Origin of the sequence: Streptomyces sp. NPDC059456 (assembly GCF_042750055.1) — a bacterium.
GTDB lineage: Bacteria > Actinomycetota > Actinomycetes > Streptomycetales > Streptomycetaceae > Streptomyces.
In genome coordinates this window covers 1-13,088 of sequence record NZ_JBHYVA010000181.1, presented here as the reverse complement: position 1 = coordinate 13,088, position 13,088 = coordinate 1, and the positions used below count along the sequence as shown (strand labels likewise).

The 13,088-nt window shown below is 73.4% G+C and carries 10 protein-coding genes and 1 tRNA gene; 3 read left to right on the top strand and 8 right to left on the bottom strand.

The features are described from left to right. The 5 genes from ACFXA3_RS17955 to ACFXA3_RS17935 form a co-directional block, all read right to left on the bottom strand. The coding region (locus tag ACFXA3_RS17955; protein ID WP_385187818.1) for a hypothetical protein at positions 1–188 on the bottom strand (188 nt) is incomplete at its 3' end. Positions 189–254: 66 nt separating this feature from the next. Next, entirely contained in the window at positions 255–3,278 is a 3,024-nt protein-coding gene (locus tag ACFXA3_RS17950) for an alpha-mannosidase (protein ID WP_385187816.1), read from the bottom strand. Positions 3,279–3,319: 41 nt separating this feature from the next. Next, on the bottom strand, positions 3,320–4,159 hold the full coding sequence (locus tag ACFXA3_RS17945) for a carbohydrate ABC transporter permease (protein ID WP_385187815.1): 840 nt from the start codon (positions 4,157–4,159) through the stop codon (positions 3,320–3,322). Further along, positions 4,156–5,127, bottom strand: coding sequence for a carbohydrate ABC transporter permease (locus tag ACFXA3_RS17940; RefSeq protein ID WP_385187813.1), 972 nt, complete (start codon positions 5,125–5,127; stop codon positions 4,156–4,158). Before ACFXA3_RS17940 ends, ACFXA3_RS17945 begins: the two co-directional genes overlap by 4 nt. Continuing rightward, positions 5,124–6,458 carry an ABC transporter substrate-binding protein gene (locus tag ACFXA3_RS17935; protein ID WP_385187811.1) on the bottom strand — a complete coding sequence of 445 codons (1,335 nt, stop codon included), beginning with the start codon at positions 6,456–6,458 and terminating at the stop codon, positions 5,124–5,126. The genes ACFXA3_RS17940 and ACFXA3_RS17935 overlap by 4 nt, the downstream gene beginning before the upstream one ends. A gap of 364 nt (positions 6,459–6,822) precedes the next feature. Between ACFXA3_RS17935 and ACFXA3_RS17930 the strand changes: the two genes are divergently transcribed. Continuing rightward, positions 6,823–6,898 (top strand) — tRNA-Ser (locus ACFXA3_RS17930). Beyond that, positions 6,898–8,976, top strand: coding sequence for a hypothetical protein (locus ACFXA3_RS17925; RefSeq protein ID WP_385187809.1), 2,079 nt, complete (start codon positions 6,898–6,900; stop codon positions 8,974–8,976). The genes ACFXA3_RS17930 and ACFXA3_RS17925 overlap by 1 nt, the downstream gene beginning before the upstream one ends. On the opposite strand, the gene ACFXA3_RS17920 is transcribed toward ACFXA3_RS17925, so the two are convergent. The 3 genes from ACFXA3_RS17920 to ACFXA3_RS17910 all read right to left on the bottom strand — a co-directional run bounded on the left by ACFXA3_RS17920 (position 8,930) and on the right by ACFXA3_RS17910 (position 11,053). Then, positions 8,930–9,295 carry a hypothetical protein gene (locus ACFXA3_RS17920; RefSeq protein ID WP_385187807.1) on the bottom strand — a complete coding sequence of 122 codons (366 nt, stop codon included), beginning with the start codon at positions 9,293–9,295 and terminating at the stop codon, positions 8,930–8,932. The two genes, ACFXA3_RS17925 and ACFXA3_RS17920, sit on opposite strands and share 47 nt — an antisense overlap. Positions 9,296–9,449: 154 nt before the next feature. After that, positions 9,450–10,385 carry a serine/threonine dehydratase gene (locus tag ACFXA3_RS17915; protein ID WP_385187805.1) on the bottom strand — a complete coding sequence of 312 codons (936 nt, stop codon included), beginning with the start codon at positions 10,383–10,385 and terminating at the stop codon, positions 9,450–9,452. 23 nt (positions 10,386–10,408) lie between these two features. Beyond that, positions 10,409–11,053, bottom strand: a complete 645-nt coding sequence (locus tag ACFXA3_RS17910) for a TetR/AcrR family transcriptional regulator (RefSeq protein ID WP_385187804.1) — start codon at positions 11,051–11,053, stop codon at positions 10,409–10,411. Positions 11,054–11,266: 213 nt separating this feature from the next. Here ACFXA3_RS17910 and ACFXA3_RS17905 point away from each other — a divergent pair, with 213 nt between their 5' ends. Next, positions 11,267–12,949, top strand: a complete 1,683-nt coding sequence (locus ACFXA3_RS17905) for a ricin-type beta-trefoil lectin domain protein (protein ID WP_385187802.1) — start codon at positions 11,267–11,269, stop codon at positions 12,947–12,949. Positions 12,950–13,088 lie beyond the last annotated feature (139 nt).

Here is a 13,088-nt window from a genome sequence, read left to right as displayed (position 1 = left end):
CCGCCCTGCACGCCGCTGCCGGGGTCCCCTGGCTGCGGCACGCGGCCTTCCGCGCCCTCCTGCCCGGCTACCACGACGTCCACGCAGACCTCGACCCCGCCCGGGCACTCGCACTGCTCGGCCTGCTCGACCTCCTGGTCGGCACCCGGCACGCGGCCCCGGTGCGCACCGTCCTGGCCGCCGGGCACCGGGGCCACCACCGCGGCCCGGAGGCCGGGACGGCGGCGGTGGCGGCGGAGCCGGGTGCGCCGGGGTCAGGCCCGGCGCAGGCGGACCGTGAGGATCTGGAAGGGGCGCAGGGTCAGGGCGACCGCGCCGTCCGGTGCCGGGGCGGAGACCGCCCGGCACGGCAGGGGGCGTTCCAGGAGATCGGTCTCGGACGCCGCGCAGAGGGGGAAGCCGGCGGTGAGGGTGGCCGTGGCGCGGCCGCCGCGGGACTCGTAGAGGCGGACGATCACGTCGCCGCTGCGGTCCTCGGCGAGTTTGACCGCCTCGACCACCACCGCGTCCTCGTCCACCGCGACCAGGGGGGCGACCGGGCCGGCCCCGGGGACCAGCCGTTCGGGCAGGTTGAGCGCGTGGCCCTCGCGGACCGCGTCGCCGATCCGCGCACCCGGCGCCAGCGAGAACCGCAGGGTGTGGGAGCCCTGGTCGGTTTCCGGGTCCGGATAGCGCGGGGCCCGCAGGAGGGAGAGGCGGACCGTGGTGGTCTGCCCGCCGTCCGGCCGCACGTCGCGGGTCACGTCGTGGCCGTACGTGGAGTCGTTGAGCAGGGCGGTCCCCCACCCGGGCTCCGCCACGTGGATCCACCGGTGCGCGCAGATCTCGAACTTGGCCGCCTCCCAGGAGGTGTTGGTGTGGGTCGCCCGGTACACGTGCCCGAACTGGGTCTCGGAGGCGGACCGTTCGGCCTTCACGTCCAGCGGGAAGGCGGCCTTCAGGAACTTCTCCGTCTCGTGCCAGTCCACCTCCGTCACCATGTCCACCGTTGCGGCCCCCGCCCGCAGGGTGATCGACTGGACCGCCGACGAGCGGCCGAAGGAGCGCGAGACGCGGACCGTCACCGCGTCCGGGCCGGCGCCGGCCAGCTCCAGCGCGTCCGCCCCCACCAGGTCGGTGACGCTGTTGCGGTAGAAGGCGTCGATGTCCCAGGCGTCCCACATGTTCGGGAAGTCGGGGTGGATCTGGAGCAGGTTCGCGGCCTGCCCGGGCGCCACCGCCTCACGACGGGCCTCCAGGTCGTAGGCCGACACGATCAGCCCGCGGCCGTCGATCTCCACCAGCAGCCGCCCGTTGGCCAGGACGTACCCGCCGCCGTGCCGCTCCTCCACGGTGACCTGCTGCCCCGCGCCCTGCGGCACGCCCGCGCCGCCTGCCGGGATGCCGCGGCGGGTGTGCGGGGCGCAGTTGAAGACGAGCTCGGTGGTGCCCTCCCCGGCCAGCGCCAGCTGCGCGGCCAGGGTGATCCCGCGCAGCTCCTCGCGTACCCGCGCGTACGTCGCGCGCGCCTCGCGGTGCACCCAGGCGATGGACGATCCGGGCAGGATGTCGTGGAACTGGTGGAGCAGCACCGTCTTCCAGATCCGCTCCAGGTCCTCGTACGGGTACTCGTACCCCGGTACCCGGACCGCGGCGGTGGCCGCCCACAGTTCGGCTTCCCGCAGCAGCGATTCGCTGTGCCGGTTGCCCTGCTTGGTCTTGGCCTGCGAGGTGTAGGTGCCGCGGTGCAGCTCCAGGTAGAGCTCACCGGCCCAGACGGGAGCGTCCGGGTACTCGGCGTGCGCCTTCTCGAAGAACGCGTCGGGGCGCTCGATCTCGACGCGCGGGGAGCCTTCGAGGTCGCGCTGCCGCCGGGCGCGGGCCAGGTGCTCGCGGGTGGGGCCGCCGCCGCCGTCGCCCCAGCCGAAGGGGGCCAGCGACCGCGAACCCCGGCCCTTCTCACGGTAGTTGCGGGCCGCGTGCGCGAGCTGCGTACCGCCGAGGTCGCTGTTGTAGGTGTCGATGGGCGGGAAGTGGGTGAAGACGCGCGTGCCGTCGATGCCCTCCCACCAGAAGGTGTGGTGCGGGAAGGCGTTCACCTGCGACCAGGAGATCTTCTGCGTCAGGAACCACTTCGAGCCGGAGAGCTTCACGATCTGCGGCATCGCCGCGGTGTAGCCGAAGGAGTCGGGGAGCCACACGTTGTGGGTGTCGATGCCGAACTCGTCGAGGAAGAACTTCTTCCCGTAGAGGAACTGACGGGCCATGGCCTCGCCGCCGACCATGTTGGTGTCGGACTCCACCCACATGCCGCCGACCGGCACGAACTGCCCGTCGGCGACCTTCTTCTTGACCCGTTCGAACAGCTCGGGCCGGTGCGTCTTGATCCAGTCCAGCTGCTGCGCCTGCGACATGGCGAAGACGAACTCGGGGTGCGTGTCCATCAGGCCGACCGCGTTGGACGCGGTCCGGGCGACCTTGCGGACCGTCTCGCGCAGCGGCCACAGCCATGCGGAGTCGATGTGGGCGTGCCCGACCGCGCTGATCCGGTGCGCCGAGGCGTTGGCCCGGGCGGCGAGCACCGCGGTGAGCCGGGCGCGGGCGGCGGCCGCCGTACCGGGGACGTCGTCCAGGTCCACCGCGTCGAGGGACGCGTCCAGGGCGCGCAGGATCTCGTGGCGCCGGGCGTCGCCCTCGGCGAGCTGCATCATCAGGTCGTGGAGGACTTCCAGGTCCTGGACGAGTTCCCAGACCTCCGTCTCGAACACGGTCAGGTCCATCCGGGCCAGCCGGTACAGGGGCTGGTCGCCGCTGGTCTGCCGGTCGCCCTCGTACGTCGCGCGGTGGTCGACCAGGACGGGGTTCGAGGCCGCCTCCACGTACCACTCGACCTGCTCGCCGCCGGCCGCGGAGTCGGCGACGCGCACCCAGTCGTTGTAGGGGTTGAGCGCCTTGACCACGGATCCGTCGGCCCGGTGGACGAGCCCTTCGCACTGGAATCCGGGCATCATCCGGTCGAAGCCCAGGTCGAGGACGGCCTCGACCGTACGGCCGGCCCACTCGGCCGGGACGGTGCCGGTGACCTTGAACCAGGTGGTGCCCCAGGCCGGGCCCCAGCTCTCGCCGGCCGTGCAGGGCGCGTACGGGGCGGCGAGGCCCTCGGCGACCGGAACGGGTTCGCCCGGGGCGTCCCAGCGCGCGGTCTCCAGCGGGACCGTGCGGGAGTGGACGGCGGGTTTGATGCGCTCCGTGAGGACCCGGCGCAGGCGGTGTTCGGTGATGCTGCGGTCGTCGTGCATGACGGCTGCTCCAAGGGAGGGAGGTCGGATGACGGGGCGGCTCAGATCTTGACGGCTCCCTCGCCCACTCCCTTGAAGAAGAAACGCTGGAGGGCGAAGAAGAGCAGCATCATCGGCAGGAGCGCCGCCATCGCACCGGCGGCGATGATCCGCTGGTCGTTGGTGGTGGTGGCGCCCGCCAGGGTCTTGAGGCCGAGCTGGAGGGTGTAGTGGTCGCTGTCGGTGAGCACCAGCAGCGGCCACAGGAAGTCGTCCCAGGCGCCCATGAAACTGGTGATGCAGACGACGGCCAGGGCTCCCCTGGCGGCGGGGAGGAAGAGGCGGGTGAACCGGGTCCACTCGCCGGCGCCGTCCAGGACGGCGGACTCCTCCACCTCCCTGGGCACGGCCAGGAAGGCCGAACGCATGATCATGATGTTGAGGACCGAGACCGCACCGGGGAGCCACACGCCGATGAGGGTGTCGACCAGGCCCATCTCGCGGACCGTCAGGAACATCGAGATCATCACGGACTCGAAGGGGAACATCAGGGTGGCCACCAGCACCGTGAAGACGGTCTTGCGGCCCTTCCACCCGGCCCGGGAGAGGGCGTACCCGCCCATCGCGGCGAACAGCGTGTTGGAGGCGATCGCGAGGACGGCCACCACCAGGGTGTTCCCGACGTACCGCAGCAGCGGGAACGAGTCGGCGACCAGGAGGTAGTTGTCGAGGGTGGGGCGTGAGGGCAGCATGCCGTCGTAGACGTTCTCGGTGCGGCCGCGGATCGAGGTCAGGAACTGCCAGACGATCGGCCCGAGCATCACGACGAGCATCAGGACCAGCGTGGCGTACCGGGCGGCGAGCCCGATCCGCCGGCGTCCGCGCCCGGCGGTGGCGCTCACTGCTCGTCCCCCTTCGTCAGGCGCCGGCCCAGCAGGCTGAAGACCAGCGTCAGCAGGAACAGCAGGATCGAGATCGCCGAGGCGTAGCCGGTCTCGCCGGCGAAGCCGAGGCCGACCTGCCGGATCAGGAAGGGCAGGGTGCGGGCGCCGCCGCCGGGGCCGCCGCTCTCGCCGCCGAGGATGTAGATCTCGGTGAAGACGCGCAGGGCGGAGATCGCGGAGAGCGTGCCGACCAGCAGCATCATCGGCTTCACCTGGGGGACGGTGATGCTGAAGAAGCGGCGGACCGGGCCGGCGCCGTCGAGGGCGGCCGCCTCGTGGAGGGAGGCGGGCACGTTCCCGAGGGCCGCGAGGTAGAACACCATGTAGTAGCCGAGGCCCTTCCACACGGTCACGATCATCGCGGAGACCAGCAGCATGGTGCTGTCCGTCAGGAACGGGACCGGCTCCGAGACGATGCTCAGTCTGCGGAACACGGTGTTGACGAGCCCGTCGCTGCGCAGCACCCACTGCCAGATCAAGCCGACGACCACGGCCGAGGCGATCACCGGCGTGTAGAAGGCGGAGCGGAAGAACCCGATCCCGGGGACCTTCGCCTGGACGAGCACGGCGAGGGCGAGCGGGAGGAGGACGAGGCACGGCACGACGACCACGAGGTAGAGGACGCTGTTGCCGGTCGCGACCCAGAAGTCGGGGTCGGCGAAGGCCCGCGTGTAGTTGCCGAAGCCGACGAAGGTGCCACCGCGCAGGATCCGGGCGTCGGTGAAGGACAGGATGACGGTGTTGACGAACGGCCAGAGGCTGAACAGCACCACCATCACCAGGCCCGGGGCGAGGAAGAGGTACGGGGTCCACCACGTGCGGTGGACCAGCCCGGTCTCGGCCTCCATGGCCGCCAGGGCCCTGCGGCGCCGCCGGCGGCCCGCACGGCCACCGGGGGCGGCCGCGGCGTGCGCGGGGCGCGTCATTTCCGCGCCGACTTGGCGAGCAGCTGGTTCGCCTCCTCCTGGGCCTTGCGTACGGCCGTCTTCGGGTCCTGCTCGCCCTGGATCGCCTTCTGCACCTCGCGGACGACCGCGTCGCCCACCTGGTTGGTCCACTGGACGGGGGTGTTGGCGTCGAGCGCGGCGCTCCTCAGCTGCTCGGCGCCGACCGCGCGGGCCACCGTCTCGGCGTCCTTGCCGTCGCCCCGGTCGGCGAAGCGCGGATCGGCCAGTCCCCGGGCGTTGGAGGGGTAGATGGTCGCGTTCTTGGAGAACTCCACCTGGTTGGGGCCATTGGTGACCCATTTGGCGAACTCGGCTGCCGCGTCGAGGTGTCCGGTGTTCTTCCGGATGCCGAGCGACTGGGCGTAGATGCCGATGTGGCCGAGGGTGCCGGTGACCGCCCCGGCGACCTCGGTGCCCGCGTAGACCTGCGGCGCGTTCTGCTTGATGTCCTTGACGAAGCCCGGGGAGCCGGGGCCGAAGACGAGTTTGCCGCCGCCGTAGAGCTGGTTGATGTCGTCGGACTTGAGGAGCGACTCCTTGGGCATGGCGCCCTTGGCGTACAGGTCCTTCATCCGCTCGACCCACTCGACGGCCTTGGGGGTGTCGAAGACGAACCGGTCCTGCTGCGCGTTCAGGATCGGTACGCCCATCTTCTGCCAGTCCCCGGGCAGCCGGCCCTTGGGATCGGCCATGAAGGCGGAGTACCGGCCGCCCGACGCGGCCGCGATCTTCTCGGCGCAGTCGAAGAACTGCTCGACGGTGGTCGGCGGCTTCGCCGGGTCCAGGCCGGACTTCTCGAACAGCTCCCTGTTGTACGTGAGGATCTCCGGGGTCACGTACCAGGGGTAGGCGTACACGCCGTCGCCCTTGCCGGGGAGCTTGAACTGCTCCCAGGAGCCGGGGACGTACTCCCCGGCGACCTCCGGGTCGAGCCGCGCGACGTCGGCGAGCAGGCCGCGGTCGCCGAGGAGCTGGAAGGAGTCGGTGGAGAGGTTGACCACGTCGGGGAGGGCGCCGGCCTGCGCGTCGGCGACGAGCTTCTCGTTGTAGCCGTCGCCGGGCACGTCCTCCCATCTGACCTTGACCTCGGGGTACTTCTCCTCGAAGGCGTCGATGACGCCCTGGACGTAGGCCGTGAACTTCGGCTTGAGCTGGAGGGTGCGGAAGGTGATCTCGCCGGCCACCCTGCCGCTCTTCCTGGCCTCCGGCACGTCCGCGGCGCCGCCGCTCACTCCGCAGGCGCAGACCGAGAGCAGCGTGCCGGTCACGAGTGTGGTGAGGGCAGTGCGGAGCACGTTCGAACGGGTCATCGTCGCCGCCTTCAGGGGGAGTTCCGGCCTCGCTGCCGGAGCGCGCAGCCCACGCTGACCGCACATCGCGATCGCGTCAATGCGGCCGAAGTCCGGATGGGCGGGTACCCATGGGTACCGATTCCCGGCAAGGGCCCGGCAGGCAGACGGAAGTCGTGCAGTCAACACCGCATCCACCTGGACTGATGCGCTTTAGTTCTTAACCGGTCAGCGGTGATATCGATTCCGTAACGAACCCGCTCCGGCATCGGATGTTGACTCTTTACGGCCGGTTGGAGCGGCCGTGCACTAATGCGGTTTACCTGGAGTGCGCCGGAAAAGCCCGTTGCGCGCCGGACGTTCGAACGGCCAGGTTCCGGGCGAACGGCGTGTAGCTCAGCAGCCAGAGCACCGACCTGCTCAGTCGGAGGGCGCAGGGGCAGGACCTGCCACGCCGGCCATGGACGAGAACACCGACCCGCAGCCCTCCGCCACCGCCCCGGCCCACGCATCCTCCCGGGTAAGGGCCTTGATGTCCCACTGGCTGCGCAGACCGTCCGGCGCGGCCCGCTCCTTCGCGCCCCCCTGGCTCTCCCCCGAGGCCGGACGCGCCGGCTTCGCCGACGGCGGGCCACTGCGGCCGCACGAGCGGGAGGCCGCCCAGCTGGCCGGCGTACCCGCGACGCGCCTGGACCTCTTCGCGCACTTCCTCGGCGAAGCCGGCCTGCGCACCCTCTGGTCGCTGCTGGACAGCGGGCGGTACGAGGTCACCGTGCCCGAGGAGGCCGCCCTTCTCGCGGTGGCCTGGCTGGTCCGGGCCGGCGACGACGAAGCCGCGGAGGAACTGGTCGCACAGCTGCGGCCGTTCGCCGACCGGCTCCCCCTCACCCCGCGTCCCGCGGACCACCCCCGGCCGCCGGCGGACGCCGTGCGCCGCCGCACCAGCGCCGAGGCCTCGATCGTGCTCGGCCTGCGCAAGCCCCACCCTGCCGTGGAGGCGCAGCGCGAAGCCCTCGCCGTCTGGCGGCCCTTCGAGGACGAACTGCTGGCCCACCGGTTGCGCGCCGAAGCCGGTGAGCACGGCGCGCAGTGGCGTGCGGACGGCGCCGCCCTGCTGGAGCGCTACCGGGACCTGGCCGCCCGGCACACCCGGTGCACGCGGCACCTCGACCCCAAGTCCAACGCCGCCATCCTGCGGCGCGCCTTGGAGGAGGCCGTCGCGGGACGCGCGCCGGAACCCCGGCAGGCCGGCCTGCTGCGGCACGCCGTCACCTCGATGGTCGCCAAGCGCGGACGGCCCGGGTCCCCCGAGCACACGGAACTGCGCCGGAAGCAGGCGGCGCAGGCCGCCCTGCCCGCGTACCACGAGCTGGCGGCGCTGGCCCGGCACCGGCTCTGTGCACCGGACGCGGACCGTGCGGCGCCCGGCGCGGGGCCCCTGGACGGGCCAGTCACCGCCGGGGAGGCCGCACGGACGGGCCTGCCCGCCGGGACGGCGCTGCCGTCTGCCGTGCGCGCGCCGCTCGCCGGCATCCGCCCCACCGCCGTGACGGCCCTGACGGCGCGGGCGGCGGTGCCCTCGGCGGAGGTGCTGGCCGAGCTGGCTCCGCAACTGGCCGCCCCGCACACCGCCCGCGGATACCCCGACGAGGCGGTGCGCACCCTGCTGGCGGCGGCACAGCCCTGCGCGCCGGCCCGTCCGTACGCCGGCCACCCGTGGACGCGCGACCGGCACGCCGGACAGGCCGGGGCCGAGGCGCCCTGGAGCCGCGCGCTCGCGGCCCACGGGCCCGGCCCGGCGGCGCAGGCCCTGCTGACGCTGCGGGCCGTCGGCGAACTCGCCGTGGAGTCCTTCCCGGGCGCGGGGATCCCGGGCCGGCTGGCGGACACGCTCTCCGGCCTCGCCCGGCAGGCCGAACTGCCGGTCCGTTTCCTGTCGGTGCCGCTCACGGACACGCACTCGGGCGCGGTGGACCGGGATGTGTACCCGGCCGTCCGCAGCGCCGCCGACCTCCTCCAGGGCACCCTGTACGAGCGCTACTACGGCCTCGACTACGCGGCGCTGCGGGAACGGGCGGCGGCACAGGACGCGGTGGCCTTCATGGACCTGTGCGTCGAGCGCGCCGGCCTGCCGCGGGACCTGCCCGGCGGGCAGGACGACGGACGGCGCGGCCCCCTCGCCCACGAAGCGGCCGTCGAGGAACAGGCCCACGTCCTGACGACGTTCAACATGGCCACCCTGGTCGGCGAGGTGGGCATCGAGCCGCCGTCCGGCTGGGACGGGCTGGCCCGCGGTGCGTTCACCGCGGCCCGCCGCCGGTCGGCCACCCCCAAGCGGGCCGCCCGCGCCTGGCGGCAGCTGGTGTTCCACCTCTCGCTGTGCGACGCGGACGGAGCCGCGGCGGTGCTCGCGTGGATCGACGCGGAGCTCGCCCGGCTCCCGCAGGCCTCGGCCCGGCTGGCACCCGCGGTGGCCCGGCTGCGCCCGGCCGCTACTTCATCGGGTATTCGACCTTCTCCGCCAGCTTGCCGTCCTTGAAGCAGAAGCGGTACACGGTCTCGTCGCCGCCCTTGGCGTCCGCGGCCGAGACGTACCAGGAGCAGACGCTGCCCGCGGGTTCGGCCGGGCCGCCGTCCTTCAGGGCGGCCTCGATGAAGCTCTTGCCGGAGGGCATCCTGGCGCGGACCGCGTCCTGCGGGTCGCCGACGTTCACCGACCGGTAGACGTCGGGTTCGAGCATCGTCTTGCCGGCGGCGTCGACGACCTTCGCGACGCCGAAGGCGAGTGCCGCGACGCCCGCGAGGCCGAGCACCAGCACCACTGCGCAGCCGATGAGACAGCCCTTGCGCTGTGCCACGTCCGTTCCTCCGTACCTTGCAGATCCGTTGACACCCGGACCTTCGCAGGGCGGGGGGACCGCGCGCCGTCCTCCAAAGTCTTCGCCGCCCGCAACGATCGTCGTTGCGGACGCCGTGGCTCGGCTCGCGGTCCGCCTCGGTGCACGCTCCGCGTCAGTGCGCCGGGGCCGTCAGGTCCGCGGGGTCGGTGTTCGCGCCGCACAGGACGACGGCCACCCGGTCCCCCGGCGGCTCGGGCGCGGTGCGCAGCGCCGCGAGGGCCGTGGCCGCGCCCGCTTCCACCACGATCCGGTGCTCCTCCCACAGGGCGCGCCGGGCGCCGGTGATCGCCGCGTCCGGGACCAGGACGGACCGGACGTTCTCCTCCTGGGCGGCGGCCAGGGCGGCCGCCGAGACGCGGGTGGCGCCCAGCGAGTCGGCGGCGACCGAGTCCACGGTGACGTCGACGGGCCGGCCCGCCTCCAGGGCGGCGTTCAGGGCGCGGCAGTTCTCCGGCTCGGCGGCGATCACCCGTACGCCGTGCTCGCGGGCCGCGGTGGCGACACCGGCGAACAGCCCGCCGCCGCCGACCGCGACGACGACGGCGTCCAGGCCGGGCAGCCCGGCGCGGATCTCGTCCAGCAGCGTCCCGGCGCCCGCGGCGATCAGCGGGTGGTCGTAGGCGTGGCTGCTCAGCGCTCCGCTCGCCGCCGCGAACTCCTCGCAGGCGGCGAGTGCTTCGGCGTACCGCTCGCCGACGAGCCGTACGTCGGCCCCGTAGCCGCGCAGCCGTTCCACCTTCACGCGGGGCGCGTTGACGGGCAGGAACACGGTGGCGGGGACGGACTGGGCGCGGGCGGCCCAGGCGCAGGCGAGGCCCGCGTTGCCGCCGGAGGCGATGGTGACGCCCGCGGCGGGCAGGGTGCCGGCGTCGCGGTGGGCGGCCAGGAAGTTGTGGGCGCCGCGGGCCTTGAAGGAGCCGGTGTGCTGGAGGTGTTCCAGCGCGTACCAGACGCCTTCGGCGGCGGGTGCGACGGCGACCGGGCGGACCGCCCCGGTCAGCCGTCCGGCGGCGGCGCGCACGGCGGCGTAGTCGAGCTGCTGTTCCATGACGGGGTCCCCTTCGAGCGGCTTCATGCGGCGGCGGGCCGGTTGGCCTCGATCAGCTGGCGCAGGGCGCCGTAGTACACCTCGTGGTCGGTCAGGGCGGGCAGTACGTCGGCCAGTCCGCCCGAGAGCACGGGGAAGCGCTCCGGGTCCAGCGCGGCCAGGGCCGCCCGCGACGCGGCGGTGGCCCCGGCCGGATCCCGGTGGTCCACGAAGGCGGCGCTGCCGAGGGTGAGCAGGTACATGCGCCGGTAGGCGGTCATGGCCTCGGCGGGGGTCATCCCGGCGGCCGTGCTGTCGGCGAGCGCGGGTTCGACCAGCCGGGCCAGCAGCCGGCGGCCGAGCCAGGGGCGGCCGCCGCGGAGCACCAGCAGCCCGGGGTGCGCGGTGAGCAGCCGGTAGAGGGCGGTGAACCGCTGTTCGGTGGCCTCGGCCCAGGCGGTGCCGGCCGGGATCTCGGGCAGCTGGCCGGCGAGGTGCTCGGTACAGAGGTCGAGCAGTCCGGCGAGGTCGGTGCAGCGGCGCTGGACGGTGGCGTGGGAGACCTCCAGCCGGTCGGCGAGGGCCCGGAAGCTCAGGGCGTCCGGCCCTTCCTCGTCGATCAGGCGCAGGGCGGCGACGGCGATCGCGTCCGGCGTCGCGCGGTCCAGGGCTGCTGATCTCCTCGGCATGAGATACACCGTATCAGACAGTGGAACATACGACGTATCACACCGCGGGCCGGGCACCCGCCGCCCGCCGCCCCGCGCCGCCGCCTCCCCGATCGTGTGACGTCGACTACGGCCATATTGCTGGTCATTGAGCCATAACCATCGACTTATGTTGACACTGGGTAGTCGCACCGCTGCACTGGGCGCACTGCAGCCCCACCTCAAGGAGTCTCCGTGCCGCCTCGCCTGCGTGCGTCGCTCCCCTGCCTGACCGCGGCCGCCCTGCTCGCCTTCTGCCTCGCCCCCGCCCCCGTCGCCGCCGAGCCCCACGCGACCTCGGACACCCCCCTCGCGCTCACGCCGCCGATGGGCTGGAACAACTGGGCGCACTACATGTGCGACATCGACGAGGCCACCGTGGTCGCGAACGCCGACGCACTGGTCTCCAGCGGCCTGGCCGCCAAGGGCTACGACACGGTGACCGTCGACGACTGCTGGATGACCAAGAGCCGGGACGCGGACGGCAGCCTGGTCGTCGACACGCAGAAGTTCCCGCACGGCATGGCCTGGCTCGGCGAACACCTGCACGCCAAGGGCCTGAAGTTCGGCATCTACGAGGACGCCGGCTCCCTCACCTGCGAGCGCTACCCGGGCAGCGGCTCCCCCGACGGCGGCGGCCCCGACCACTACGCCCAGGACGCCCGGCAGTTCGCGTCGTGGAAGGTCGACTACGTCAAGATGGACGGGTGCAACCTGTGGGTACCGCCCGGCACGACGAAGGAGCAGGCGTACCGCGACGCGTACGCCGCCGTCGCCGGGGCCCTGCGGGACAGCGGCCGTGACATGGTGCTGTCGGCCTCGGCTCCCGCCTACTTCCAGCAGGGCGAATGGGGCGGCTCCGACTGGCACAAGGTCCTCGGGTGGGTCGGCGAGAGCGGCCAGCTGTGGCGCGAGGGCAAGGACATCAAGGTCTACGACGCGGCCGCTCCCGCCACCTCCCGGTGGAGCTCGGTGCTCGGCAACTACGGCTACAACCGCTGGCTCGGCCGCTACGCCGGCCCGGGCAACTGGAACGACCCCGACTTCCTGATCGCGGGCGCGCCCGGGCTGACCGAGGCCGAGAGCCGCAGCCAGGTGGGACTGTGGGCGATGATGGCGGCGCCGTTCATCCTGTCCTCCGAGGTCTCCGAGCTGACCCCGGCCGGGCTGGCCGCCCTGGGCAACACCGACCTGATCGCGCTGGACCAGGACCCGATGGGCCGCCAGGGCGCGGTGCTCTCCGCGAACGCCACGTTCGAGGTGCTGGCCCGGCCGCTGGCGAACGGCGACCGCGCCGTCGCCGTCCTCAACCGCTCCGGCGCCACCCGTGACATCTCCGTGCCGCTCGCCGACATCGGTCTGAACGCGTGCACGGTCGACGCCAAGGACCTGTGGAGCGGCAGGCGCACCGAGGTCTCCACCTCCCTGACGGGCAGGCTGGCCGCGCACGACACGGCGGTCTGGCGGCTCACCCCGCACGGCGGGTGCGGCGCCGCCGTGCCCACCGGGCAGATCACCGGCAACGGCGCGCAGTGCGCCGACGGGGTCAACACCACCGGCGTGGGCGCGGTGGTCCTGGCGCCGTGCACCGCGGGCGCCGACCAGCGCTGGGTGCTCGGGCCGGACTCCACCGTACGGCTGACCGGGGAATGCCTGTCGGCGGGCGAGAACGGCTCCGTGGAAACGGCGGACTGCGCGCCCGGGGAGCCGGGCCAGAGCTGGACGCACCGCCGGGACGGGGCCCTGGTCGAGGACGTGAGCGGGATGTGCCTCACGGCTCCCGCCGCGGCCGCGACCCCGGACGCCCCCGCCGAGCGGCTGAAGCTGGCCGAGTGCGGGGAGCACCGGGTCGACCAGGCCTGGTCCCTGCCGCTCTGAGGCCGCACCGGGGTTGCCGTCCGGCCACGGCCCGGGACGGCCCCCGGACGCGGGGGCCGCCCCCCGCCCCGGCCCCCCGCGCCCGCCGCCCCCACCCGGGCGGACCGCACGTCTCCCGCGCCCCCCCCCCCCCCCCCCC

Coding starts and splice junctions, on each gene's coding strand:
- ACFXA3_RS17950 (WP_385187816.1), bottom strand. CDS start 3,278: ATGCACGACGACCGCAGCATCACCGAACACCGCCTGCGCCGGGTCCTC.
- ACFXA3_RS17940 (WP_385187813.1), bottom strand. CDS start 5,127: ATGACGCGCCCCGCGCACGCCGCGGCCGCCCCCGGTGGCCGTGCGGGC.
- ACFXA3_RS17935 (WP_385187811.1), bottom strand. CDS start 6,458: ATGACCCGTTCGAACGTGCTCCGCACTGCCCTCACCACACTCGTGACC.
- ACFXA3_RS17925 (WP_385187809.1), top strand. CDS start 6,898: ATGGACGAGAACACCGACCCGCAGCCCTCCGCCACCGCCCCGGCCCAC.
- ACFXA3_RS17915 (WP_385187805.1), bottom strand. CDS start 10,385: ATGGAACAGCAGCTCGACTACGCCGCCGTGCGCGCCGCCGCCGGACGG.
- ACFXA3_RS17910 (WP_385187804.1), bottom strand. CDS start 11,053: ATGCCGAGGAGATCAGCAGCCCTGGACCGCGCGACGCCGGACGCGATC.